26 protein-coding genes and 1 pseudogene are annotated in these 25,190 nt (G+C 49.8%); 4 read left to right on the plus strand and 23 right to left on the minus strand.

Annotated elements, in window-relative coordinates; genetic code table 11:
• Positions 1-308: 308 nt before the first annotated feature.
• Both mazF and NWF31_RS09890 read right to left on the minus strand, forming a co-directional pair.
• On the minus strand, positions 309-656 hold the full coding sequence (gene mazF, locus NWF31_RS09885) for an endoribonuclease MazF (protein ID WP_258360336.1): 348 nt from the start codon (positions 654-656) through the stop codon (positions 309-311).
• Positions 650-883 (minus strand): AbrB/MazE/SpoVT family DNA-binding domain-containing protein, encoded by a 234-nt coding sequence (locus tag NWF31_RS09890; RefSeq protein ID WP_258360337.1) that lies wholly within the window; start codon positions 881-883, stop codon positions 650-652. The genes mazF and NWF31_RS09890 overlap by 7 nt, the downstream gene beginning before the upstream one ends.
• An 827-nt stretch (positions 884-1,710) precedes the next feature.
• Here NWF31_RS09890 and tnpA point away from each other — a divergent pair.
• The gene (gene tnpA / locus NWF31_RS09895) at positions 1,711-2,037 is read left to right on the plus strand and encodes an IS66 family insertion sequence element accessory protein TnpA (RefSeq protein WP_258360338.1); all 327 of its coding nucleotides are present in this window, start codon (positions 1,711-1,713) and stop codon (positions 2,035-2,037) included.
• Between the two features lie 19 nt (positions 2,038-2,056).
• Here tnpA and NWF31_RS14810 read toward each other — a convergent pair whose 3' ends face one another.
• The 6 genes and pseudogenes from NWF31_RS14810 to NWF31_RS09915 all read right to left on the minus strand — a co-directional run bounded on the left by NWF31_RS14810 (position 2,057) and on the right by NWF31_RS09915 (position 5,965).
• Entirely contained in the window at positions 2,057-3,709 is a 1,653-nt protein-coding gene (locus NWF31_RS14810; RefSeq protein WP_258360339.1) for a nucleoside kinase, read from the minus strand.
• A gap of 53 nt (positions 3,710-3,762) precedes the next feature.
• A complete protein-coding gene (locus tag NWF31_RS15005; protein ID WP_422880275.1) occupies positions 3,763-4,110 on the minus strand; it encodes an MFS transporter in 348 nt (115 codons plus the stop codon).
• Positions 4,111-4,267: 157 nt separating this feature from the next.
• Positions 4,268-4,396, minus strand: a pseudogene (locus NWF31_RS15010) (TIGR01777 family oxidoreductase); the annotation flags it as partial.
• A gap of 101 nt (positions 4,397-4,497) precedes the next feature.
• On the minus strand, positions 4,498-4,788 hold the full coding sequence (locus NWF31_RS09905) for a carbon-nitrogen hydrolase family protein (protein WP_258360340.1): 291 nt from the start codon (positions 4,786-4,788) through the stop codon (positions 4,498-4,500).
• Positions 4,769-5,158: a carbon-nitrogen hydrolase family protein gene (locus NWF31_RS09910; RefSeq protein ID WP_258360433.1), complete on the minus strand. Its 390-nt coding sequence runs from the start codon at positions 5,156-5,158 to the stop codon at positions 4,769-4,771. The genes NWF31_RS09905 and NWF31_RS09910 overlap by 20 nt, the downstream gene beginning before the upstream one ends.
• 111 nt (positions 5,159-5,269) lie before the next feature.
• Positions 5,270-5,965, minus strand: coding sequence for a hypothetical protein (locus tag NWF31_RS09915; protein WP_258360341.1), 696 nt, complete (start codon positions 5,963-5,965; stop codon positions 5,270-5,272).
• A gap of 215 nt (positions 5,966-6,180) precedes the next feature.
• Here NWF31_RS09915 and NWF31_RS09920 point away from each other — a divergent pair, with 215 nt between their 5' ends.
• The gene (locus tag NWF31_RS09920) at positions 6,181-6,867 is read left to right on the plus strand and encodes a manganese catalase family protein (protein ID WP_258360342.1); all 687 of its coding nucleotides are present in this window, start codon (positions 6,181-6,183) and stop codon (positions 6,865-6,867) included.
• Between the two features lie 113 nt (positions 6,868-6,980).
• Here NWF31_RS09920 and NWF31_RS09925 read toward each other — a convergent pair whose 3' ends face one another.
• Positions 6,981-8,993: an oxidoreductase gene (locus tag NWF31_RS09925; RefSeq protein ID WP_258360343.1), complete on the minus strand. Its 2,013-nt coding sequence runs from the start codon at positions 8,991-8,993 to the stop codon at positions 6,981-6,983.
• 430 nt (positions 8,994-9,423) lie between these two features.
• On the opposite strand from NWF31_RS09925, the gene NWF31_RS09930 reads away from it, so the two are divergent.
• Entirely contained in the window at positions 9,424-10,590 is a 1,167-nt protein-coding gene (locus NWF31_RS09930) for a glycosyl hydrolase family 18 protein (protein WP_258360344.1), read from the plus strand.
• Between the two features lie 38 nt (positions 10,591-10,628).
• On the opposite strand, the gene NWF31_RS09935 is transcribed toward NWF31_RS09930, so the two are convergent.
• From NWF31_RS09935 to NWF31_RS09965, 7 genes are all read right to left on the minus strand, one after another.
• Positions 10,629-11,657 carry a methyl-accepting chemotaxis protein gene (locus tag NWF31_RS09935; protein ID WP_258360345.1) on the minus strand — a complete coding sequence of 343 codons (1,029 nt, stop codon included), beginning with the start codon at positions 11,655-11,657 and terminating at the stop codon, positions 10,629-10,631.
• A 39-nt stretch (positions 11,658-11,696) separates the two neighbouring features.
• Positions 11,697-12,320: a cobalamin B12-binding domain-containing protein gene (locus tag NWF31_RS09940; RefSeq protein WP_258360346.1), complete on the minus strand. Its 624-nt coding sequence runs from the start codon at positions 12,318-12,320 to the stop codon at positions 11,697-11,699.
• Positions 12,321-12,370: 50 nt separating this feature from the next.
• Positions 12,371-12,544, minus strand: a complete 174-nt coding sequence (locus NWF31_RS09945; protein WP_258360347.1) for a hypothetical protein — start codon at positions 12,542-12,544, stop codon at positions 12,371-12,373.
• A 31-nt stretch (positions 12,545-12,575) separates the two neighbouring features.
• On the minus strand, positions 12,576-13,748 hold the full coding sequence (locus NWF31_RS09950) for a uroporphyrinogen decarboxylase family protein (protein ID WP_258360348.1): 1,173 nt from the start codon (positions 13,746-13,748) through the stop codon (positions 12,576-12,578).
• A 127-nt stretch (positions 13,749-13,875) separates the two neighbouring features.
• A complete protein-coding gene (locus tag NWF31_RS09955) occupies positions 13,876-14,676 on the minus strand; it encodes a methyltetrahydrofolate cobalamin methyltransferase (protein ID WP_258360349.1) in 801 nt (266 codons plus the stop codon).
• A gap of 221 nt (positions 14,677-14,897) precedes the next feature.
• Complete coding sequence (locus NWF31_RS09960; RefSeq protein ID WP_258360350.1) at positions 14,898-15,161, minus strand: TIGR04076 family protein; 264 nt, start codon at positions 15,159-15,161, stop codon at positions 14,898-14,900.
• Positions 15,162-15,242: 81 nt separating this feature from the next.
• On the minus strand, positions 15,243-16,682 hold the full coding sequence (locus tag NWF31_RS09965) for a sigma-54 interaction domain-containing protein (RefSeq protein ID WP_258360351.1): 1,440 nt from the start codon (positions 16,680-16,682) through the stop codon (positions 15,243-15,245).
• Between the two features lie 412 nt (positions 16,683-17,094).
• Here NWF31_RS09965 and NWF31_RS09970 point away from each other — a divergent pair, with 412 nt between their 5' ends.
• On the plus strand, positions 17,095-18,213 hold the full coding sequence (locus NWF31_RS09970; protein ID WP_258360352.1) for an NADH:flavin oxidoreductase: 1,119 nt from the start codon (positions 17,095-17,097) through the stop codon (positions 18,211-18,213).
• Positions 18,214-18,258: 45 nt separating this feature from the next.
• On the opposite strand, the gene NWF31_RS09975 is transcribed toward NWF31_RS09970, so the two are convergent.
• The 7 genes from NWF31_RS09975 to NWF31_RS10005 all read right to left on the minus strand — a co-directional run bounded on the left by NWF31_RS09975 (position 18,259) and on the right by NWF31_RS10005 (position 25,131).
• Positions 18,259-19,038, minus strand: a complete 780-nt coding sequence (locus NWF31_RS09975) for an ABC transporter ATP-binding protein (protein ID WP_258360353.1) — start codon at positions 19,036-19,038, stop codon at positions 18,259-18,261.
• Entirely contained in the window at positions 19,011-19,913 is a 903-nt protein-coding gene (locus NWF31_RS09980) for an ABC transporter permease (protein ID WP_258360354.1), read from the minus strand. Before NWF31_RS09980 ends, NWF31_RS09975 begins: the two co-directional genes overlap by 28 nt.
• 8 nt (positions 19,914-19,921) lie before the next feature.
• Complete coding sequence (locus tag NWF31_RS09985; RefSeq protein WP_258360355.1) at positions 19,922-20,899, minus strand: aliphatic sulfonate ABC transporter substrate-binding protein; 978 nt, start codon at positions 20,897-20,899, stop codon at positions 19,922-19,924.
• Positions 20,900-20,901: 2 nt separating this feature from the next.
• Complete coding sequence (locus tag NWF31_RS09990) at positions 20,902-21,975, minus strand: biotin synthase BioB (protein ID WP_258360356.1); 1,074 nt, start codon at positions 21,973-21,975, stop codon at positions 20,902-20,904.
• 120 nt (positions 21,976-22,095) lie between these two features.
• Positions 22,096-22,887: an MBL fold metallo-hydrolase gene (locus NWF31_RS09995; RefSeq protein WP_258360357.1), complete on the minus strand. Its 792-nt coding sequence runs from the start codon at positions 22,885-22,887 to the stop codon at positions 22,096-22,098.
• A 124-nt stretch (positions 22,888-23,011) separates the two neighbouring features.
• Positions 23,012-23,974, minus strand: a complete 963-nt coding sequence (locus NWF31_RS10000; RefSeq protein ID WP_258360358.1) for a DUF169 domain-containing protein — start codon at positions 23,972-23,974, stop codon at positions 23,012-23,014.
• Positions 23,975-24,000: 26 nt separating this feature from the next.
• On the minus strand, positions 24,001-25,131 hold the full coding sequence (locus tag NWF31_RS10005; RefSeq protein WP_340674373.1) for a (Fe-S)-binding protein: 1,131 nt from the start codon (positions 25,129-25,131) through the stop codon (positions 24,001-24,003).
• Positions 25,132-25,190 lie beyond the last annotated feature (59 nt).

A 25,190-nucleotide genomic window follows, 5' to 3' on the forward strand; every position in this document is an offset into this window, starting at 1 on the left:
CGGGCCGGAAGAGCCCCCCGCCATGTACATTTATACATGTACATGGCAAGTCTAGAGTATCTCCCCCCACCTTCAAAAAGGCTTCTCGGCAAAATAGCGCCTATGCCCGGATATCACCTTAAGGCGGGTATTTCCTAAGTCCTTCAATCGCTCCTGCCAGACGTTCCCTTGTATTGCGGTCCACTTTAGCCAGTGACTCTCAGGCCAGAGACGATAAAACAACTTCATTATCCGAGTTCGTTTTTAACCCGGCAAGTACTACCTCTTGCCTGTACCCCTCTAAATCGCTGCTCGCATTCTATTGTAACTCAGGAAAACAACACCTGAACTTTCGCCTGGACTTCTGCTACCACCCCTGCCGGGACCTTGCAGGCAAATTGCGCCTCCCTTGCCCGCCAGTCAAGGCTTTTGACCTGGTCTGCCAGGATCACTCCGGTAATCTTTAAACCAGCCGGTATCTCTACTTCAAAGGGATAACCCTTCGCCTTTGTAGTAATGGGGCAAAAAAGGGCCAGCCCCACTTTGCCGTTATAAAGTTGCGGTGAAATTACCAGCGCCGGCCGCCTGCCAGCTTGCTCATGTCCTGCCCGGGGATCAAACTGGAGCCAGACGATATCACCACGTTCGGGAATATAGGTTTCCAGCGTGTTTACCATATTTCCCGCCCAAACTGAGACCCGGTATCTATTTCACCATGAGTATTATCCGGTGTAACCTGGGCCAGCAATTGTTCCAGGCTATAATATTTACGGCGGATAATTATCGCGTCCTCATCTACCTGCATATCAACCGGTGTGCCTTCCGTAAGGCCGACTTTTTGGGCCAGCGACAAAGGGATGCGAATCCCCAAACTATTGCCCCACTTTTGCACACGAGGTTGCATAACGATTTTCACTCCTTCTGGGTTTATACATAGTATATACTTTTATTACCATGAATACAAGTAAAAAAGAGAGAGTAACGTAATGCATTAAAAGCTCATCCTGGCATTGAATCATCCGACCTCTACCCGTACGCTCTACCTCTCCAGGCCTACCAGGACGACGGAATTGACTATGGCCAGCATGCTGAACCCCCGATAGGATGGCAAATGTGCTGGTTATCTACCCGACATTTGCTATTCGCCTGGAGACACGGGAGTTCCTGCTAAGGTGGTGAAAAAAGAAGAGGCCCCGTTTGGGGTCTTTCGTTATCCCTTTTTCCGGCGCGGATTTTTTAACATTTCTAGCTAAGTTAGATTAACCCCTGTAAAGCCAGTCCTATAGATATTAATACCTGCTCTTGACAAATAACTTGAGTTGAGAGCCAAATTTCTCTCGCATTTCTTTGTTCATAGATAAGCGTCAAATACAACCCACATTGGCATCATACCCAGGTTTAGGGGATAATCCTTCTCAGAAAACTATACGCTGAGGAGGATTTTTTCTACCCGGAAAATAATTTCTCTCCAGGCTGGCATTGTTTTTGCTCGCTCCCTGGTCCTCGCGGATCAGCCTACGGCTCAACCTCGGGCTCGGGCGGGGTTACCGGCCTATTCGGCATCCTTGCCTTTAGAATCCGGCCGAAGGCCTCGCTGTCCTCGGCCCCGCCCTCGCTCCTCGGCTTCGCCAAGGCTGCTCAACCACTCGGACCAAGTCGCTCGCTCCAAACAAATGCCAGCCCGTTATTTTCATCCTTCTGATGGTGCCGCGTGAGCGGCATGGGTGTCTTATGACCAAAGCCGAACGGCAAGCACTATGGGAAACCCGGATAGCCGAATACAAGAAGAGCGGGCAAAGCGTCAGAGAATGGTGCGCTACCCATGAAGACGTTAACCCCAAACAATTATGGTACTGGCTGCGGAAGTATAAGAACCAGGATGTGGTTTCCCCGGGAAACTCAAACCGGTGGTTGCCGGTAAAAATAACCGAGCAGGTATCTATAGAACAGGGCCATGCTTTACTGGTCAATGTAGGACCGGTCAGCATCGAAGTAAAGCCCGGCTTTGATCCCGCCCTGCTTTCTCAGGTGGTTAAGGCGCTGGTGGCTTTATGCTAAACGAAATAGAAGAAATACGCTACTCAAAGCAGCTCCCACCGATAAACTCCCTTATAATAGAGTTTTTGGGAATCACGTTCTCATCGGCTTCCAGGAAATAGCTTAAAAATGTCAATAACCTTTTGGCCTCCGGATAGGCCGGGCTGCCGGGGTTTATCTCCTGCAAGAGGGGGACGGCATATTTTTTTAGGACACACATCTCGTATACAAGCTCGGAGTTGAACATGACGTCAGCTTCTTCCTGGAAGGGGAAGATATTTTTTTCTTCTCCTGCTCTAACCTGCGGCCAGGTGAGAATTGTAGTTTCTGCATCACGGCCCCGGTACAGGTAATCCCTTACAATCCTTCTTATCAACCTGCCGTCAGTGGTGGGTATTCTATTGTGGTTATCAATATTTAACTGGGTCAGGGCGCTGATATAGATTTTATATTTGTTTTCACGGGGCACGGAAGAAGTTAAAATTTCATTTAGCCCGTGTATGCCTTCAATCACAAGTACGGAATCCTTCTCCATTTTGTATTTCCTGCCATTCCATTCCCTCAATCCAGTGCAGAAATTAAACTGCGGCATTTCTACTTCTTCTCCATTTAAAAAGGACGTAAGGTGCCGGTTAAATAGCTCTAGGTCCAGTGCTCTTATGGACTCAAAATCGTAATTCCCGTTTTCGTCTCTTGGAGTACGTTCCCTGTCAACAAAATAATCATCCAGGGATAGCGGGTACGGTTTTAAACCCAGTACCCGTAGCTGGATGGACAGCCTTTTAGCGAAGGTCGTTTTGCCCGATGAGGAAGGGCCGGCTATAAGCACTATTTTTATTTTGTCTTTGCTTGCGTATATTTTATCAGCGATATTGGCAATCTTTTTTTCATGCAAGCCTTCATTTACCAGGATTATATCTTTTATTTCTCCCGACGCGACCTTATCATTTAGCCCGCCGACATCACCAACATCCAGTATGGCAGCCCATTCTTCAGCCTCTTTAAAAATCCTGGCGAGCTTGGGGAGATCATTAAAGGGGGGGATGTTAAAAGGGTCTCCAGCGTGGGGATACATCAATATAAAACCGGGGTCATAATAAAGCAGATCAAATACTTTTAAGTAACCCATGGACGGTACCATAGGCCCGTAAAAGTAATCGTATAAGTTGCCGCATCTATAGAGATTGATGCAGGGAAGCTTGATATGTTTCAATAACCTGAGCTTATCAGTCATGTCAAGCCCTGTAAATATCCTTATAGCCTCTTCCCTTTCTACCCTTATCCTTTCTATTTTTTCATCGGCCGCAACTATTTGCTGCATTCTCTCTTTAATCACGGCAATATCCCGGACATTTATATTTCTGGTGTAATGTATCTCCCCGTATATGCCCTTCCCTAAAGAATGCTCGATTGTAACTTTTGCCCCGGGAAAAATATCTCCTACGGCTTTAATCAATAAAAAACTAAGACCCCTGAGATAAGCGCTGGCGCCACGTGGCTCCTTCAAGGTTATGGGGGTCAGGTTTACATCATAGTGCAACGTTTTTGTTAGTTCTGCTTCCTCACCATCCACCAGTGCTATAAGGGGCTCGCCCGGTTCTTTACCCGAAGCCAGTACCTCTAATATTGTTGTTCCCTCATTACATTCTCTTTGTTCACCATTGGGAAGCCTGACCTTTATTTTTTTGGACACTTAGGTTTACTCCTCACCGTTTTAACTATATTATTATGATATTGATTTGACACTTAAGGGAATATCCCTTCTTGGTCGGAGTGTTGCGGTAATGTTACAACCGCACTTAACGCCATTGTGATTATCATTACTATCCCCGCAACGTGGAACCAAAGCGGAACACCGTAACGCTCGGCTACCGGTCCTGCGACCAATAGCCCGGCCGGCATGGTGATCGACATCAGGCTGCCCATGAACGAGAAGGCACGACCCTGTACCTCTCTGGGTATGTTTTCCTGCAAGTAAGCAACATAGGGAATATTATACAGGTTGACGCTTGCCCCCATTACCAGGCACAATGCCGCAAATATCCAGAAACCCGTCATGCCTGGCGGGAGTATTCCACAAAAAAACGATATCACACCTAATAAAATTAGCCCTATATGAACAACGCCAAGCTTGTCTTTGATGTTCCCGAGGCTGCTTATGGCAAGGGCCCCCCAAGCATCATGCCAATTGAGTACACAATCTCGATAAAACTGGCATGCCAGGCAGTGGCTTTGAAGTAATTGCCCGGTTGGCTTCTTGTTCCCAGGCCTGGCAGACTTCAGCCAAGAAGTCTTGCCCCGGCGGTGAGGCCTCGGTAAGTTCTTCGTCACCGCAGGGGCCGTAATAACCGACCGCCGACCCGCTTATGAATACGCCGGGAGCGTCCTAAAAGGCTCGTACCGCCGGTGATTAATATTTTCAAATCCGGCACAACCTTTCCTGTATATAGAATAGCAGGATGCGCTTTTCGCTTAAATAGTTCACTGAGCCCTGCGTGCGGTTATTAGATCCATTGCGAGGAAGCCCACTGCAGCCATGAGTGCCAGCCAGCCAATTGTATCGCCCAGGTATACGGCCACCGGGGGCTTCCCCTTGCTAAGCGGTATGTCAGCTATAAAAATGGCGCGTTTTAATTGGGAGGTTGTGGTAAGGGCCAGGATGCGACCGTAAGGATCAATAATAGCGGAATCAAAACCTATATCAGCCTTTATCGTTGCTACACGGTTCTCTACGGCCCTGAAGACAAGGTGACTATAGTGTTTTGCCGGCAATAGCCGGCCAGTCAAAAGAAGGAACGGCAATTAGTTGTGCCCCGTGACGGGCCACCTTTCGTGCCGTATCGGTAAAGTCCAGGTCATAGCAGATAATCATCCCCAGCCTGCCGACACTTGTATCGTACGCTGAACAGGGCCCGTGGGTTACGCTCGTCTCACCGGACCAGGAAACGGGGTGAACCTTGCCAAAAGGCCCCTGGAATTGCCCTTCCGGGGTAAGGATAATAGCCTCATTCCGGTAACCGTTTTCGGTTTCTACCGCGTAGCCAATAACTAAATGCGCTCCTGTTTCCGCGGCCAACGCCCGTAACCCGTCAGTATATTCCAGCCGGGGTTCAAAGGGGAGGGCACCTTCATTCCAGACGATGAGTTCGGCCCCCTAGCTGGCGGCCCGGCGTGCTGCTCATCTGAAAAGCCTCCTTCACGGCCGTTCATTCTGTTATCCGGACGCCCTGCCCCTCCCAGGCCAATGAGGTCGCTAATCCAGATAAAAGGAATGGATGAGCCTTATCATTTCCACCCTGTCATTGTCTTTAATTGGACCATTTACCAGACTGCCATCGCTTTTATTGAAATCGAAGATTAAATAAACCCCATCTTCAACTTCAAACCAGCCTTCCAGGGTACCTGAACCATGCCTGCTTTGCGGTTCTTTATATTTTGTCCGGTAAATTGCCAGAACATCTTTAGCGCTGTCTCCCACTTTTACCCCCAGGTCAGTTGCATAGGCAGGGCTGTAAGCCATTATGTCCAGGACTTCCAGGGAATCCCTGCCTATTAAAACTTCTATTCCCGCGTCGTACTTCATTATATACAGCTTTTCCCCGTAGTAGGCCATCTCGTCAATAAGGGTTTCCTGGTATTTATCCCCCAGGATCCTTTGCACGTCTTCCCGGGAATCACCTAAATGGATACCTGCTATACTGGCCCTGGTAGCGGGTTTGTCTTCCTGCCCTGGTGCCGGGCTTTGTACCGGGGTATCCGGACCCCCGGCCGCAACCTCACCCGGGGTGTCTCCTGGTAACTGGTCCTGGCTTGAAGAATCTACCTGCCCGGGCTTCGTGTCCGGCTGCAGCAGGTTGCCTGTACTTTCTCCTTTCCCCGCGCGACCGCAACCGATTAACATCAGGGATAATATGGCAACAAGCAATATTAACGGTATTTTTAATCGCACCGGTATCATCCTCCCTCGAAAATACTATTTTCATCCTTCGTTGGTACCGTCATTGGCAGCATGCAGGACTCCTTAAAAGTATTTGACGTTCCAGGCCATAAAAAAGTTCCCGTGTAATAAAAAGACGGGAAAGAAAGATTAAGCAGGTAATAAAGAGGTATGTCTACATATTTTCAAACCCGGCCAGGGATAATATAACAGGAAGGAGGAATAAGATGTTCAAACATGATAAGAAGCTGCTGGAAATAGTACGTGTGGAACGCCCGAACCCTAATTATGCTGCCCTCCTGCAGGAGCAAATCGGAGGCCCCCACGGCGAGCTGAAAGCAGGGCTGCAGTACCTGGCCCAGAGTTTTCGCATCAACGACCCGGCCATCAAGGATATTTTCCTGGACATCGCCGCCGAAGAGTTCAGTCACCTGGAAATGGTATCTACAGCAGTAAATCTTTTGAACGGGCATGAGCCCCAGGCCATGAACGCCACCATAGGCAATGTCCAGGCTCACGTAATGACCGGGCTCAATCCTTTTTACAGCAACGCTTCCGGGCAGGTTTGGACCGCGTCTTACATTGAAGCCACCGGTGACCTGCCCGCGGACCTGCTTTCCAACATCGCCGCCGAACAACGGGCTAAAGTTGTTTATGAATACCTGCACCGGCAAATCGCCGACCGTCATGTGCGCCAGATGATCGATTTCCTTTTGAACAGGGAAGAAGCCCACAACACCATGTTCCGGGAGTGTTTCCAGAAGGTCCAGGGTACCGGCTCTACCCGGGACTGGGGCGTGGACAGGGACGCCAGGCTCGTATTCAACCTGTCAAAACCGGGCGATTTTGTGGGTTCCTCCCTGTACAACCCGCAACCGCCGTCCTTTGACCAGCCGCAGATACCGCACCAGTAGTACAGGAATACATTATTTAAAATTTAAAATCAGGAACAGGGAAGCATCACAGCCTCCCTGTTATAATTTATTCCTGGTAGACCTGCTTATCTCTTTACGCTAACATGCTATTGTTATAAATCCATGGCCGCAAAAAAGCCATCCGTGGTGGCATTAAGGATCTTGCCGACTTTACGGCAATCGCCAATGGGACGGAATTCCGTCACCAGGGCTCCCAGGGCATAGGCTTCGGCTGTGAGTGCCTTCATCCCGGCGGCTATAACCACTGTATCGGCCTCCAGCTCTTTTTTATCTCCTCCCGTATTGCAAATCACAGCTTTCGGGGTAATCTCTATACAGCGGGTACTTAACAAAACGATAGTACTTTCCTCCAGCCGTTCAATTAAGGCTTCTCTATGGGTCAGAGTTGCATCAACGGCAAGTTGCCCGGCCTGCTCTACCAGGGTCACCTGCCTGCCAAGCCTTACCAGATGCACGGCCGTTTCACAGCCCAGCAGGCCGCCCCCTATTATCACAACCCTGTTACCGATCTCATTTTCCCGGCCGTAGACATCTTTGCCCGTAATAACATGGGGTCTATTAATTCCTGGGATAGGCGGCAGGACTGGCTCTGCGCCCAGGGCGGCAAAAAAGGCATCAGGGGCAATTTCCTTCACCAGTTCAGGGGTAACCGGGGTATTCAAACGTACTTCTATACCCGGGTGGTCCAGCACCCATTGCACCAGCCTGTCTTTATATACTTTAATATCGGCTTTAAAATCTACATAATCGGCAAAGTCCAGGGCGCCTCCCAGCCTGCCAGATTGTTCGCAAAGAATGACGGTATGCCCGCGCCTGGCGGCGGTAAGGGCCGCCATCATACCGGCAGGCCCGCCACCGGCAATGAGCAACCTCTTTTTAACCCCGGCAGGAACATTGCAATCATACCCGCGCGCTTCATGTCCCACAGTAGGATTGACGGCGCAGCGCATGAGCCTTTCCGGCTCGTTGAAGAGGCCGTGCTGGCAGGTATAGCAGCGAATGCAATGAAGAATCTCATTATCTTTACCATGAAGTGCTTTGTTGGCCAGTTCGTGGTCGGCAATAAGTGCCCGGCCCATGTTGACAAAATCGGCCCTGCCGCCGGCTATAATCTTTTCCAGTTCCGCAGGGTCGGCCAGGGCGCCGACGGTAGAAACCGGCACCCGCACGTGTTTGCGCACCTCTTCGGCCAGATAAACATTGCACCCGCGCTCGAAGAAGACGTGAGGCGACATGCGTCCTGTAGCACGCGGGTGATAAATACCCCCGCACGACACGCTGATCATGTTAACCCTGTCTTCAATCAAACTGCAGATCCTGGCAACATCTTCCACCACCAGGCCGCCCTCAAGGACTTCGGTGCCGGAAATTCTCACATCCAGGGGAAAATCGCGTCCTACCCTGGCGCGGATACGGTCGAGTACCATCAAAGGAAAACGGACCCGGTTCTCAAGAGAGCCGCCGTATTTATCAGTCCTGTGATTGAAAAGAGGCGATAGGAACTGGTGAAGTAACCAGCCATGTCCCATATGTACCTGGGCCATATCAAAGCCGCATTCTTTAACCGTCTGCACGGCCGCGGCAAAATCATCGGCAACCTTATCCATCATGGCCTCGTCCATCTCAATTATCTCTTCACCATCAATATTGTTGAAGGCCAGGCGAAAAGATAATTTACTCGGACCCATTGGTGGTTTCCCACCGTTAAAAGCCGGGGCAGCAAATACACCGCCATGGTTAATCTCTATAGAAACGGCAGCACCGTGACGGTGCACTGCTTCGGCGATACGGACGAGGCCGCGGCGCATTGCCGGGTCACCCAGCATGATACAGTTCTCATGGGTTCTACCCGTGGTGGACCCCACATTGGTTTCACCTACAGTTATCAAACCCGCCCCGCCCCTGGCAACAGCCTCCAGAAAGGCAATTTGTTCTTCGGGAAAACCACCGCCGGGTGCCTGGAAGGTAAAGGACATGGGCGCCAGGCCTATCCGGTTTCTGAGGATAATACTGCCGACCTGCAAAGGACTGAAAAGATTGGGAAATTTTTTTGTCGCCGGGTGGCCGGGAGTTAAACTGACGTGTTTAGTTACATTGTCATGCAAAGGACGATCGCCCTCCTTAAAATTAATGCCCGGTCAAATAGTGGATTTTCTTGTTTTTTTCGATTTATTCTTTCTTAATTTCATTATAGCAATCGCAATATTTAAGGCTAATGCATTTATTAATGCAGGCTTATACAAAAATAACATTATTTGCTATAGCCTTTAAAGCCCTTTTTCGCTCCCACCCACCGGCTGTAGTTACCCCGCCTTTTGTAGTTCCCGATCCCGGCGGTAACTTCCCGCAGGAGCGACTAATATTATATGCCAGTGATTTTTGCTGAAGCTGTGCCTGGCTCCTGCCGCGCGGCGAGCCGCAGCTTTTTGTGTACCTGACCCCCTCAATTCCCTGGATTTTATTCCCGCGACAGGATTTTTGTCGTCATGCGTCGAATGTAATTTAGAATTAATAGCGTTCCTTGAGGGGAAATCGATGAAAAAATATATAAACTTAATTTTTTTAAGCGTCCTCTTTTTTTTCACGACCTCGTTACCTTCGGCACCCGCCAGGACGGTTCAGCCTTATCAGCCCGTTACCCTCCCGGTCGTGCCGGTTGAACAGGCAATCCCGGCATCCCCTACATATGACAGCGTGAGCCCCTCTTCCCCGGTAGAAGCACCCGCACCGCCGGCCAATCCTGCTACCCGCCGCTATCACGTCCTGGGCTACTATGCCGTTGACTACCAGGGAGACACGGCCTCATCCCGGTCCTTGAGCACCTACGCTATGTATATCGATAGTATCGCCAATTTCTCCTTGCTCACCGATGCAAAGGGCAACCTGACCGAATCTTACGCCCGGGAAGGAGCGGAACTCGCCCGGGCGAAGGGTACTACCGCCCTGGCCTTAATCCACAATTACAAGGAAGGCAGTTTTAATGCTTCCGTTGCCCACGGCCTCCTTACCAGCGAGGCAAACCGGAAGCGGCTAATCGAGAATACGATCAAAGTATTGCAAAAACATGGCTATCATGGGGTTAACGTCGACCTGGAGAATATCCCGCCCGGCGATCGCCCCTACTACAGCTCCCTCATCCGGGAATTTAAAGAGGCTTTGCAACCCCTGGGTTACCTAACCACAGTCTCTATACCGGCAAAAACCCGGGATGATCCGGATAACGCCTGGTCAGGAGCCTTTGACTATAAGGCCATCGGGAAATATGCCGACTGGGTGCAAATTATGACCTATGACGAGCACCATGCCGGGGGACCGCCGGGACCCATCGCTTCCCTCCCATGGGTGGAAAAAGTAATAAGATACAGTGTTACTACCATACCCCCGGAAAAAATTTTGTTGGGGATAGCTGCCTATGGTTACGACTGGAGCAGCGCCACAACCAGGATGGTTCCTGCAGGTTCTATTGCTAAACTGGTTGCTGCTTATAACGCCACGCCACAGTGGAACAGTACCCTGGGCGTCCCCTACCTTTTTTATTACAAAAATGGAGATCGGCATGAGGTCTGGTATGAGGATACGGCATCCTTAAGCATGAAGCTGGAAATGGTCCGGCGGTATGGTTTAATGGGGATCGGTATCTGGCGGCTCGGATACGAGGATAAAACCTTCTGGCAGGCGGTAGAGGAAAAATTAACCCGGTAGCCACGGCACCGGTCAGCCACAACTAATGATCGCGGTATTTATACTTTCATGGCTATATCTCTAATACTTTCAGCTAAGGTTGTAAGGGATACCATTGCCTTTGTAATTTCCTCAGTTGCCTTAGCCTGTTCTACGCTGATATCCTCAGCCTCCGCTATCCTGCTACTAATGCTTATTATTTCAGCACGAATGAATTCCAGGCTTTCTTTAATCTCTTTTACGGAAGCAGAACTGTTATTGGATAGTTTCCTAATCTCTTCTGAAACTACAGCGAAGCCGCGCCCATGCACTCCTGCCCGGGCAGCTTCAATTGAGGCATTCAAGCCCAAGATATTAGTAGTGTTGGCGATATCTTTAATTAATGTAAGTATTTGATCGGATTTATCTAAATTTCTTGCTGCGGTTTCCACTGCCTCATGTATTAATTTCATTTTATCATGAAGTCTTTCTGCGTTGGCTAAAAGTTCCTGGCTGGAGGCAATAATCTCTTCCGATGAGGCCGCAATGGTCTGGGCCGCATCCTGTAATGCTTCCTGGTTCTCCAAACTGTAGGCCAAACCTAAAGCGCCAATAACAGTCCCGTCGTCGTCAAAGATTGGCGTGTTTATACTTTTAAAAGGAAACCCGCAGACCTCTTTCGAGATTACGCTGGAATACACCTCTTTGTCATGTACGGCCTCCCACAAACCATCACCCTTTTGAATTTTGTGACCAACAGAATCATCGAATCTCATTTTGTTTCCCGGGCAATAATAAACTACTTCTTCGGTATCAGATACCGCTATCATTGAGTCGAAAGGAAAAACCGCTTTTATAATAGGTATAACCCTGGCCAATGCGGGCAAAATATCTTTTATCGTCATTGGTATTCTCCTCTTCCCGTTAAAATCAACTATTCCATACTCCCTATAAAAAAGCACCGGCCTGGTAATTTTATGTAAAGGATAAGGATCCCTTCTAACCCTATTGTTATAATAGAGCAAACTTTTATAAAGAGGGAAATTCCATATCGATCTGGCCTTTATGCATAATCCGAATAAGTCTTTATAAAAGAAAAAGGGCAGCATATGCTACCCTTTACCTCTTTATATCGTAGCGTTTAATTTTTAGCCTCCAAACACCTCGGCGGCCGCTTTAAGGCCATCGCTGGCCGTAATGGCAAAATAATCCGCGCCCACATGTTTTTTGACCGTTTCATTAATATAGTTGCCGCCGATTACTACCTTGCTGTTCAGGCCTTCGGCACGCAGGGCTTCAATGGTATCTTTTAATGCCCCCTGGCAGCTGGTTAAAAGCACGCTCATGCCTACCAGGGACGCACCCGTATTTTTCACTGCTTCCACAAACTTCTCTTTGGGCACGTCTACGCCCAGGTCAACTACGTTGTATCCCGCACCTTTGAGAAGCATTACGACGATATTTTTGCCCAGGTCGTGGATGTCTCCCTTGACCGTACCAATTACAATGGTGCCTTTGTGTTCCGCACCTTCGCCGCTCAGGTGCGGTTCCAGGATATCCATGGCACCTTTCATGATTTCTCCCGCCATAACCAGCTCGCTCAAGAAATAGTCGCCGGTTTCAAAGCGGTTCCCTACTTCTACCATGCCGTCCTGCAGGGCTTTGACGATTTCTAAAGGAGCAGTTCCGCCTCCTAACAGTCCTTTGACAAGTTCGATTACCTGTTCTTCTTCTAGTTCCGCCATAGCTTTCGCCAGGGCTTCTTTAGTCATGACTACTCAACTCCTCTCGATATGTTTAAACGCACTCCAGCAAAGGCCGTTTAGCGCTGTACCCAGAACCATATAAAGGCATAGGCAAGGCCGTCAAGCTTTTCCCATTCCTGCTTGACAATCTCCTCGTTGCCGGCTAATTGCCCGAATTCCTCTTTTTTAACCTGCCATGGCACACAGGTACCCGCCGGGGCAACAAAATCTTTTATTTTATTTTCCGCCATTCTATCCACCTCCTCTTATACCTGTCCGGGCTTAATAAACGCCGTACTCCCTGGCTGCCTCAAGCATGGCAACAATATTTTCCCTTTTAGCGTCGCTCATGGCCACGCCGCCGGCGGTAAGGACAAATCCCCCGTCGCTACCCAGTTCATCTATGGCCTGCTTGACACAATCCTTTACTTCTTGCGGGGTGCCGTAGGTTAGCATGGTAGTCGGTACGCCGCCGTAAAGACAGAATCTCCCACCCAGGAACTCTTTGGCCTTTTTAGCGTCAGTTAAATCAATACAAAAGACAATGCTTTTATCCGGCAGTTCAGCGATCTTGTCCAAATAAGGCGTCCAGTCACCTTCAGCATAGAATAACGTCCTCTTCCCCGTCGCCCAGAGATTCTCGATAACCGCCTTCCAGGTAGGCCAGTAGAATTTCTCCCAGTGATCACGCCGCAAGAAGGGATAGGCCCCCTTATGGAGAGGAGCGAAACAGGGCAAAGAAGTATCTCCCGCCGACGTAATCATACCATAGGCAACATTATGAGGAACAATGGCTTCACACGCGGCCAGGACTTTATCCGGTCGCCGGCGCAGATCCAGGAGTATCCCTTTCGTACCCCGCAAGGCGTCCCCCAGGGTGTCAAAGGGTGCCTTGGTCATACCTGAAATCGCAGGTACTATTCCGCATTCCTGGGCCAGTTTTTGCCCCGCTGCCGCGTTGTTGGCATTATGCATGGCAAAGGCAGCCGCACCCTTTACCAGGGCTACAGAAGCCCGGTAAGAACCCGGTTCGGCAAATTCTTCATTTATACGGGGTAAATATTTCTCCGTCAGCCATTTAGTAGGATTGGCGATAAAGTCGTCATAGTCGTCAGCCGTCATATACTCTTCTTCGTTATACTGGAACCCTTCGTTCGCTTCAAAATAAAATCCCGGGAAGCGGTACTGTTTGCAGCCTAAGGCTTCGTGCATGGGAGGCCACCAGAGATTAAGGGCGCCGAACATGGCATCGAAATCCAGATCCCCGACTACCCCGGCAATAATTTCTGTAGCCTTGTTAACATAATAATATGCTTCCTGAAGGGTAGTATCCGTATATTTGACCACCCACTCACCCAGGGGTAAAACTACCGGTACTTTGTCCGGCTTGCCGCAATCCAAAGCGGTGGTATAACGCTTAAAGCGTTCTTGATACAGCTTTTCCTTTTCATTCATGACCTGATGCCCTCCTTTGTCTTTACCAGGAATACCTTTTTTTCACGCAACAACCTTTTCCCTCTGCAAAGGTTTCTTCCCCACCTTCCCCGCTGATTCACCTCCTATTTTCCGGAATACACTGGCTTTAATCTTCCAACATGTCCTTCCTGTATGCTTTTAAAAAGTTTTTCCCGAAAGGATCTTTACCCATTAACAGTTCAACCGCCGTCACCGCCGTCATAATCTTTTTGTCCAGGGGATCCAGTATGGCTGCATCCATACCGTGCGCCATGCAGATTGCCAGGAAATAGCGGTTAATAATTTTTCTTTTAGGCATATTGAAAGAAATGTTGCTCAGACCAGAAACTGTTTTGACCTTAAACTGACGTTTAATTTCGCTCAGGCATTCAAAAAAGATTAGCGCGTTTCCATGACTTACCGCCAGCGGCAGCACCAGGGGATCGATGTAAAGGTTGTCCAAATTATATCCCTCTTTGGCCAGGAGGTCCACCATGCGACCGGCAATACTAATACGGTCCTCTACCGTCTTCGGAATACCGTTATCATCAACAGTCAGGCCAATTACAGGGCACTGGTACTCCAGCACTAGGGGCAGCACCTGGTCCAGGCGATTTTTTTCCATGGAAATAGAGTTAATCAAGATCTTGTTCTTATTCCCTTTGGCGACTTCCAATGCTTTTCTAATCACGGAGCCGTCGGTACTATCAATACATAACGGTGTATCAGTTACTTCTTGTACCGTACGCACGAGCCATTCCATGTAAGCCGTTTCATCACCGCAGTGGGCGGTATTGACATCCAGATAATGGACCCCTGCCGCGGCCTGTCTCACTGCCAAATCCTGAACTGCTGCTGCATCTTTAGCTTCCATAATTTGTCGCACGCCGGGGATGGCGCTATTGAGTTTCTCACCAATTATAAGCATTTGCCCGCCCTCCAAAAATATGTCTGAAAATATAAATTTAAATTTACTTGTGCTTTAAATACATGTATATACTTATATTCTACTTGTGATTAAAAATTCCTTCTATAACAAATAAAAAGCTGTGCTAATTATTCCTCCGGCTCCTCAATCCGATTTAAACTGTTAGTTTTTAAATATTTATTCCCCTCCCTGCACTGCACAGAAGCGTCGCTAAATTAATATCATTCATCCTCCCGGTAAAGCTTAAAAACGACGTTATTGTCCGGATCGGGACAACACCAGAAAGTAGGTTCATTTGCTTTTGCCCATGAGAACTGGCCGCCATTTAGCAGTACCGCCACCGGCGCCATAAGGGCTCCCAGGGCCCAGGGGCACATCGCCGGGGTTTTACCGGCTGTAAATATAAAACGCTCACCCGGCAGGTGGCCGGCAGAACACAGGCCCCCGCCCCTTATCGCAATTATCTCCGCTGTCACCCTCACCATTTATAAATACCCCCCCTTTTTGATTTTTTGCTAACCTCGCGACGCAACGTCCATCCGCACCTGTAAGGGATGGCTTGCCGTTTAACCGTTTCCTTGACCGCCGCCGGTCCCGGAGTACTTTTTTTCATAGGCCTTCAACTTGCGATAAAGTACCGTCCGGTATATTCCCAGCCTGGCGGCAGCTTTACCTTTTTTGCCGGCGCATTCTTCCAGGATGTACTTTATATACAACTCCTCTACCTGTTGCAAAACCTCTTTCAAGGTTCCTTTTAACCCCAGAGTTTTAAAAACCTTATAAACCGGAAACTGGCTGTCGTCCATCTTTAACGCGGTTTGCACATGAGGGGCTTCACCTATGGAGGAATTAATTACCATCCTTTCGATTGTATTTTTTAATTCCCGGACATTACCCGGCCAATCATATGTCAAAAGCGATTGGAGATCATGATGGGTCAATTCAAAACTGGTCCCGTATTTTTTATTGAATTCATCTAAAAAATTGAAGGACAGGGCCATTATATCCTCCGGCCTTTCCCGCAAGGCAGGCAATTTAATGGGAAACACGCTCAGTCGATAATAAAGATCGCTCCGGAAAGAGCCCTTGCGAACCATCTCTTCCAGGTCTTTGTTCGTTGCGGCGATAACCCGGACATCAACTTGCACAGCTTTATTACTGCCTACACGCCTCACTTCCCGCGTTTCAAGCACCCTTAACAGTTTTCCCTGGAGGTAGACGGGGAGCTCTCCTATTTCGTCCAGGAAAAGAGTACCTTTGTGGGCGCACTCAAACAGGCCTGCTTTCCCTTCCGGTTTAGCACCGGTAAAAGCGCCTTTTTCATATCCGAACAACTCCGACTCGACCAGGTTTTCAGGCAGAGCTGCGCAGTTAACGGTTATAAAAGCCTCCTTTGCTCGCTTGCTATAATTGTGTATATACCTGGCAATGACTTCCTTTCCTGTTCCTGTTTCCCCTGTTATTAATACAGTAGTGTCCGTTTGCGCTACCCTGCAGGCCTTTAACAACACCTGGCGCATAGCCTTGCTCTCGGCAATCACCGCATCTGCCATCCAGTAATACACGGTATTTTTGCCGGCATACTGGGAGTTCACCGGCAGATTACTTCTGTTGTCAGTATATTTACCGTCCAGGCCCAGAAACTTGCCGGTAGTGAGCACCAGTTTTACTTCATTTTTATCATCCAGTATAGGGGTGCTGTTGGTAAAGTAAGTTAAATTAAGTTTAGTACGAATCAGGCCGCCCACAGGGCACTTTTTCTGGGCTGCCTCCAGGGCATAGGACCTATTGTAATACCCCTTACTAACTAAATCACGGAGATTGGACCCGATGAGCTGGTCCAGGGAAATGCCTAAAGTTAAAGCAGTCGTGGAGTTTGAAAGAATAACGTTCCCCTTGGGATCGGTAACAAATATAGGATCGGCAAGGCTTTCAAAAACATCCCGCATGCTTTCCCTTGTCAGTTCGAGGCCATCGGCTTCCTTTTTACCAGGGACATTCAACATGCAGTTCACCTTCTCTTAAAAAAACATGATTTACACTTCTCACGTACCTTCCGGGAAAAATTTCATCTTTCTTTCAAATCCTGCAATTATATTTATCCTAATTACCACGCGTACTTTTCCGTAATATTATTTCTTATTTTGTTCTTTAAAGTACTTTATCGACCATACTGCTTTTATCCAATTCTAAAATTAATGTATAGAAATATAGCTTTGCTAACAAGGAAATCTGTTGTCAATACAACTATTCTCTACTAAATTGAAATTTCCTGCTTTTTATGTGGTTACCGTTTTACAGGCGCAATTGAACGCAGGCAGGAAAAAGATACTATTTGCCGAAAAATAACAAACTAAAAGCATGAACAGCCGTCACGCTGCCCCCGAAGGAACGTAAATTAGGGAGGAGGTCAATTAGATGTACAGTTTCCACTTATTTTCTTCACTGAAAATCAAAGACCTTTCCTTGCCCAACCGTATAGTCATGCCTCCCATGGCCCTCGGCATCGCCACTTCCCGGGGCGAAGTTAGCAAGGAAATCCTTGACCATTACACCCTCAGGGCTATGGCCTATCGTGACGGCCGCCCCGGTGGCCCTTTGACAAAGAATGACGAGCAGTCCGCCCGTGCCGGTGTAGGCCTCATCATTGTGGAACATGCCTATATTAGCCGAGAGGGCCAGGCCCACCCGCAACAGCTGGGGATTTATGACGACGGCCTTTTACCCGGCCTTACCCGGCTGGCCGCCGGGATTCATGCCGGGGGAGCCGTTGCCGGTATTCAAATTAATCACGCCGGGGCAAGAATCCTGGAGAATGCCGTGGCTCCTTCGTCCATACCCCTACCCTTTCTACCCCGTCGCTCCCTGGTTACGGCACAACCCCAGCCGGGCGGGACCGCAACACCCGGAGCGCCGTCTGCTTCCGCCGGCGAACTCCCCCGCGAGCTAACAGTTGCGGAGATCAAAATGCTAACGGAAAAATTTGCCCTGGCTGCCATAAGGGCCAAGAAGGCCGGCTTTGATCTGGTAGAAATCCACAGCGCCCACGGCTATCTTTTGAACCAGTTTCTTTCACCCCTCACCAACCGCCGCCGGGATGCTTATGGCGGTTCCCTGGAAAACCGCCTGCGCTTCCCCCTGGAGATCGTCCGCGCCGTGCGGGAAGCCGTCGGTCCCGCCTATCCCGTTTTTTACCGCCTGGGTGCCGACGATCGCATGGAAGGCGGCTTAACTCTTGAAGAAAGTCGCCGGGCCGTCCCCATGCTGGAGGCAGCCGGCGTAGACGCCATTGACCTTTCCGGGGGGCTGGGGGGCTATATGCAACAGGGACCGGAAGGGTTCTTCCTCTATATGGCCGATGCCATCAAACCGGTAGCACGGGTGCCGGTTATGGTGACGGGCGGCATTAAAACGCCCCAGTTTGCCGATATGGTTATCAGGCAGGGGCGGGCCGATCTGGTAGGTATCGGCCGGGCCCTGCTGGCCGACCCCGCCTGGGCGCATAAGGCATGGGTAACCCTGGCCGGAATAAAGTAAAACTGCCAAAAAACACCTATAAGAAGCTAGCATCAAGCCCGCACTCTACTCTTGCATCAGTTCATTGTACAACTGCTGGCGCACCTGTAAAAACTGTGGTTCTATACGTTTTCGCTCCCTGGGTATATTCACTTCCACTATTCTTTTAATGGTTGCCGGACGGCCGGAGAGTACTATGATCTTATCTCCCAGGTACACGGCTTCTTCAATATCATGGGTAACCATAAGGATGGTGGTTTTTTCTTTTGTCCATATCCGGAGTATCTCCTGCTGCATCCGTAACCTCGTCAGGGCGTCCAATGCGCCGAAAGGTTCATCCATAAGCAAAAGCCGGGGTTTGTTGATTAAGGCCCGGGCTATGGCCACACGCTGGGCCATCCCACCGGAAAGCTGGGACGGGTAGGCATCTTCAAAACCGCTTAATCCAACCAGCTCCACATAACTGTGAATAAACTCCCGTCTGTCGCCATTATTGCTTTTGTGCAAAACTAACTCCAGGTTCTCGTTTACGGTCAGCCATGGTAATAGACGGTGCTCTTGAAATACTATACCCCGCTCCAGGCCAGGGCCCCTGATCGGTTCTCCCTCCAGGGTAACCATTCCTTGATAATCAGGCTCCAGGCCGGCAATTATTCTAAGGAGGGTTGTCTTACCACACCCGCTGGGCCCTAAAATACATACAAACTCCCGGGGGAAAACGCTAAAAGAAAGGTCCTGCAGCGCAATTAACTCTTGCCCGTTGTTCACGTACTTCTTGAACACGTTGCTAAGACACAGGAGGGGAGCTCCCCTGGAGCCTATATCCCGTTGTAAAAGCGCCGCCACCTGATAATCTTCCTTTCAAACCATTGCAATAGATAATCCATAGATTTACCTACCGCACCTATAGCCAACATGCCTGCCAAAACCCTGTCCGTTCGGGCCAGAGCTCTAGAATCCATAAGCATATAGCCGATACCGCTCATCCCGCCTGACAATTCGGCGGCGACTACGCACATCCAGGCGTAGCCCAAACCGATACGCAGTCCGGCCACTACAAAAGGCATGGAACCTGGAACTATTACTTTCAGAATGAATTTTGGCCAGGGAACTTTAAAAACACGCGCTACCTCGACTACATTTTCGTTTGTCTGCTTTATACCCTGCAATACGTTAAGAAAGATAGGAAAAAATGCCCCCAGCGTAATAATGAAAACTTTTGAGCCTTCTTCTATGCCGAACCAGAGAATAGCCAGGGGCAGCCACGCAATTGGCGGAATCGGCCGCAGCAATTGTATGACACCCTCGGCCATCTGGTTCAACAACGGCGACAGGCCCAAAGCCATACCCAGCCCGATTCCCAGAAAAGCAGCAAGAGCAAAGCCTTCCATAACACGAACCAGGCTCGTTTCTAAATGATGTACCAGCTCACCGCTGCTCAACGTCTCAATCAAGGCCAAAAAAACATTTTCAGGAGAAGGCAGTAAGATTTGTTTGACCCGACCGCTCGTTGTTATCCAATGCCACAACAATAAGAATGAGATAGGTAAAAGCCCTTTTTTGCCAATGGTGTCTAGCATCGCCGGGAGCCGGTTTTCGCTATGCTCCCCCCTTAAAACGGTTGCCATGAGGTTTCTCCCTTCAACAAACCCCGTTTTTTTTATTCTACCTTCGGAGAATATCGATGCTTTTTTTCCAATTGTCGGTATGCCTTGCAACAAGCCGGAGCTTATTTCCGCAGGAAAACCTCCATATCTACAGGGTTTTTGATCAAACCCGTTTCCCGCAAGAACTTTTCTGTATCCTTCAGTTCAGCAACCAGGCTGTCAGTTATGGCTCCATCGTAATTGAACTTGCGGAGAATTTTCTTCAGCTGTTCGGGAGGTATTTTTAAATCTTCGTTCAGAAGCCGTATGGCCTCATCGGGGTTATCCCGGATAAATTGCGACCCCCTGGCAAATGCTGTTTTCAGCGCTTCCACTGCCTTCTGGTTCTCGGTGATAAACTTTGTTGCAGCTACGACGACCGCCGTTCCCTGGTAAACGCCCGTCCCGTTGGCAATAATGCTTATCTCCCCCGCATCCTCCATCCGGGTTAGCAGGGGGTCCCACATCACACCGGCATCTACATCACCACGGACAAGGGCTACAGCCAAATCGTCCATTGAAAGGTTGACAAACCGGATATCATCCATAGTCATCCCATTCTTATCTAGGAGCAGGGATAATAGTTTTGTGCCATAAGCTCCGCGCGTTGTACCAACTTTCTTGCCTTTCAGATCGGCGATACTACTTATGCCGGCATCCATGCGGACAACTACGGCTAAAGCTTCAGGCGCAGTGGAAGCAATTGATACGATTTGATAATCCGTACCGGCCGAGCGCCCGATAAATGCCGGAAAATCCCCCATTACGCCTACATCTAAGTGTCCAGCTGCAAAAGCCTCGCTTACTACCGGACCCAGGTTAAATGGCTGCCAGTCTAACTTGTAACCTGCTCTGGCCAGCTCTTCTTCGATATAGCCGTTTTTCTTCGCTATCCATATATGGGCATAATGCGGTAACGGAACGATGCCCAGTCGCACCGGCTTTAGTGAAGTTTCTCCCGCTGGTTTAGATGATTGGGTTGCACACCCGGCACCCATAAAAGCAAGCAAAGTCAGAGCCAGTAATAGCGACAAGGTATTTTTCATCCGTTTCATATGCATAATCACACTACCTCCTTTTGTAGCGTCCTGATCCCGGCCCGCCAGATCAAGGAAGGCCCGTCCAGCACTGCCCACCCGGTATCCAGATACATTTTTCTCACTTCGGCTACCGAACGCCCGCGCGTTCTTTCGCAATCCTCATGCGTATCCCGCGGGCTGGAACCGGTTTCTGCCCACATGATGTTGGCACCCGCCCGGGAGCCAACTGCACTCGGTTCATGCCAGCACATGCCAATCATTTCTTGCTGGGTGGATAAACGAATGACGGCTAAAATATACGCCTGCCGCTCTTCGTCGATCATCCCCCGCTTTCCTACTTCGGTGTCGGGTACGGCGATCCGGCGCATGCAGCCGCTATACACAGCGCCGCATTCCCTGGCGATGATAGTTGCTTCCACCAGTTCTGCTGTCGTATGCTCAGGCCCCACCGGTTCCACACACGTGCCGAGGACCAGGCCGGCTTCACGGGCCGCGCGCATGGTAGCCAGCCTTTTTTCTACAGGGATAGAGGATTCAACGCCTTCTCGCAAACGAACGGCATGATATACACCGTTCAGGCCAGCATCCCGGAGGGCATATGCCTCTTTAAGGGTAAAATCGTCAATGTTGCCTATCAATACTGTATCAGGGCACAGGTTGCGGCGAACTTCTTGAATTATCTCCAACAGCCGTCCAAAAGGAAAAGTCCCGGTAGAGACGAGATAGATGGCGTTGGCCCCATCTCGTTCCATTTTTAGACATCGTTTTACTATCTCCCCTATAGGCATAACACTGCCCTTAACAAACACCTTATTGACGGCAGCAAAGGAACACCATTTACAATTCCGGGTGCAAGGGCCCACATTGATGCCGACGTGAGCATGTACTTCGGCCGTATTGTTACTGACCTTCGAGCTGATTTCTCGCGCGGCATGCTGGATATAAGCAGCCTCGGCCGTAAATGGAGCAGTATCAAAAAGGGTTGCTATTTCTTCCCGGTTGAGCATCTCTCCCGTTTTCGCCTTATCAACAAGGTATACAATATCTTTTTGTATCAAAATAAATTCAACTCCCTCCTGTTGGGCCATCCCCGGCATTTACTCGCAGCCTCCCCTGCATCCGTGGTCTTTACCGTCCCTGGCGCCTCTACCAGGGCCATGGAATTCTTATAGAAGGCTGCTGAAGAACTGCAAATGGCTACCGAACAGCTATTTTTATTACAATTCTATATTCATTCCGTCATAACCTGCCAGGACGCCATTAAACCTCGCCAGCTCCCCTTTTAACTGTTCCACCGTCAACGGGATGCTGTAGTGCATGGAAAGATGCGTAAGGATAGTTTCCCCTGCACCCACGCTTTTCCCCAATTCTATTGCCCCGGCCAATGTCATGTGGGTATCTGGATACCAGTTTTCTCCATAAAAGGTAGCATCGCATACTAGATAATCGACCCCTTTAACTTTGGCCAGCGTTGCATCTGGCAGCCCGGAAGTGTCGGGAAAATAAGCCAGCTTCTTGCCTGCCTCTATCAAAAAACCCGCTGTTGTAATACCATGGTTAGCCCGCAAAGGTGTCAGGCTCACCCCTTCTAAACCATACGTATGTTCATATCTCCACTCCCTCAGGTCTACAATTTCGACCAGGCGATGAAAAACAGCGGCGAACTCCTCCAAGTACCCGGGCGGCAAATAGATGGGTAAGCGCCGGTCCTTCTCCTTTAATCGTAGATAATACTCCAGTTCCCCCAGCCCGGCATAATGGTCGTGGTGCCAGTGGGTCAGGAAAACACTGTCAATATCCACCACACCCTCGCGGCACAATTGTACCCTTAGATCGGGCGAAGCGTCTATCAAAACCCGTTTGTCATCTATGGTGAGCAAAGCCGTGCTCCGTGTCCGTGCTGCCGCCGGGTTGGTCCTGGCCTCCCGGCACGCGGGGCATTCGCAAAAGAAAGCCGGAACACCCGGTCCGGCACTCGTACCCAGCAGCTTCATCTCCACTTTTGCCATACCCCATAAACCTCCGGAAACTCAATATTTGATTAAATAATTTTTTCTATAAGGTTGAGCAAAACTCCTGTTCTCCTTAAAAGTTCAGGTAAACTATTTTCATAAAGACCGCCGGCCGGGACCACTACTGCCCCTGCTGTAAAACCTGGATAACACCTGCAGGGCACTGGCCCACGCAGGTGTAACAGGCAGTACACTGCTCCGGGTTCTTGACAACAGGTACCTGGCGGCCATCATGTTCTTCCATAACAAGCACGCCGTAAGGGCAAAAGTCGGCACACAGACCCTCACCTAAACATTTGGCGGCATCTATGCTGATCTGGACCGCCGGGACATCCCCTCTTTTTTTCTCCGGTGCACCTACTTTATCAAGAACGGGCGGCATATAGATTTTATGCCGCGCTTCAGGTATGCTCTTCTGTGCCAGTTTTTGCAATGAACGGGCCACCATCTCCAGCTGTGCGGCCGGTAGAGAGAGATAAAGCTCGAAGTCGTCAATATCGCTTGAAGCACGGCCGCCGTAACAACCAAAGGAGATATTCATTTTCCCGGTCTGCATGGGCTGGACAGTAAGGTCCGCACAGGTTGAATTATAACCCGAGGTGTTAAAGCTGTGCCTCTCACCGCTGTTATACGATTGGGCCATACATAGCCACATGGCCTGCTCCGGCCACAGGGTAAAGATTACCACGTCGGCTTCAAAGCTGGCTTTACTTAGCGGCGCTACCAGGGTGGCCTCGTAGCTGCCGGCCGGGAAATAAGGCCGGGCGGCGATCATCTTCCGGGCGCATTCCAGGGTAGGCAACTTTTTAAACAGGAGGTATAATTCCCCCGATTGCAGTTTCGGCGGCATAGGTATAAGTCCCATTATGGCCGCACCGTCGGGGCAGGCGTGCCGGCGCGTCGGCATATACAGGCTATAACCCCGCCGGGCAGCAATAATTGACTGGCAGTGCCGCAACCTTGCCGTAGGCTCTGCCACCCCTGCGGGTACAGCCTCACCGGGACGCAGTAACCGCACTGCTACCGGCTCCCAGCGCAGGGCTAATATGTCTTTATAAATGCTTGCCAGTTGCTGGTTATCCACAGTTTTCTCTCCCTTGACTGCGACAGTTATTCCGCCATTACCCGCTGCCAGTTTTCTTCGCCTTCGGGCCCGCTAAAAAGGGCCCTTGCCCTTTCCTTGATTCCGTTGTAATCCTCGTCCAGACCAAGCAATAAATCAAGTGCATGGCGCACCTTAATGCCGCTGGAAATACGGGCGAAATTGAGGACGCAGCTCAAGCAGTAGCCTGCAAGGATCCCGGCCCCGGTTTTTCCCGCTTCTTCAAGGCGGCGCACGATTAGGGCTTCCGCCAGGTCCGGGCGGAAGTGACTTACCTGCCCGCCGCTACCGCAGCAGAAGGTGGTCGTACCGTGGTGTTCCATTTCAACCCGCTGATATCCCAGCCGTTCCAGGACTCCCCTGACCTGCCGCGCAAAGATGCCTTCATGCCGGTCAGGACAGGAGTCATGGATGGTTACTGATGACGTACCGGGCTTGCCCTCACCCCAGCTTTCATATATGGTCCTGACCTCTACGCCGGCAGGCGCCAGGTCGGCGCGAAGCTGGTAAAAACAATTGGGGCAAGCAGTTATTAATACTTTCACCCCAAGACCTATTAGTTTACTTTTAATGTAGCCGGTATAACTTTCGCCACGCTCTCTTAAACCCATCTGGTAAAGGGGTTTACCACAGCAATCTGTCAAGAGGGAGATGTAAGGCCATAATTCCTGGAGGTGGTTAAAAGCAGCCCTTGTTATCGCCGGCGCATAAGTAAACATAGTGCATCCCGGGAAAAAGGCTACCGCACCTTTTTTGTCTAATGGCAAATCGTTATAGTCTATATGGTACTTTTCCCGATAGAGTTTGCAAACATTGAGTTCCCGGTCCGGGTAAATATAGCGATAATCGTAAATAGGAAATTCCCCGTTTGCTACTGCTTCTACACGTTTAGCGGCAAACATGCCCGCCAGTGACAGGTCTTCCGGGCATACGGCGGTACACAGTTCGCAGAGGTTACAGGAAAATGCTTCCTCGATTGCCGGTCCCCGCGTGGCAATATCCAGGGGAACCTCGCCAATCTCCTGCAGCAACAGGCACGAATCCACACATAAGCCGCAGGCGGAGCACTTTTCCATTATGTTTTTGCGATTACCAAATACTCCCCCGGAATTTCCCCCGACAATATTCAATCTCCCCATCCTTTCTTACACGCTGTTACTGTCACGGGGTCCGTCCTGCAGTTAAAACCGCAAAAACT

The organism is Neomoorella sulfitireducens (assembly GCF_024733845.1).
Taxonomy (GTDB): Bacteria; Bacillota; DSM-521; order Neomoorellales; family Neomoorellaceae; genus Neomoorella; species Neomoorella sulfitireducens.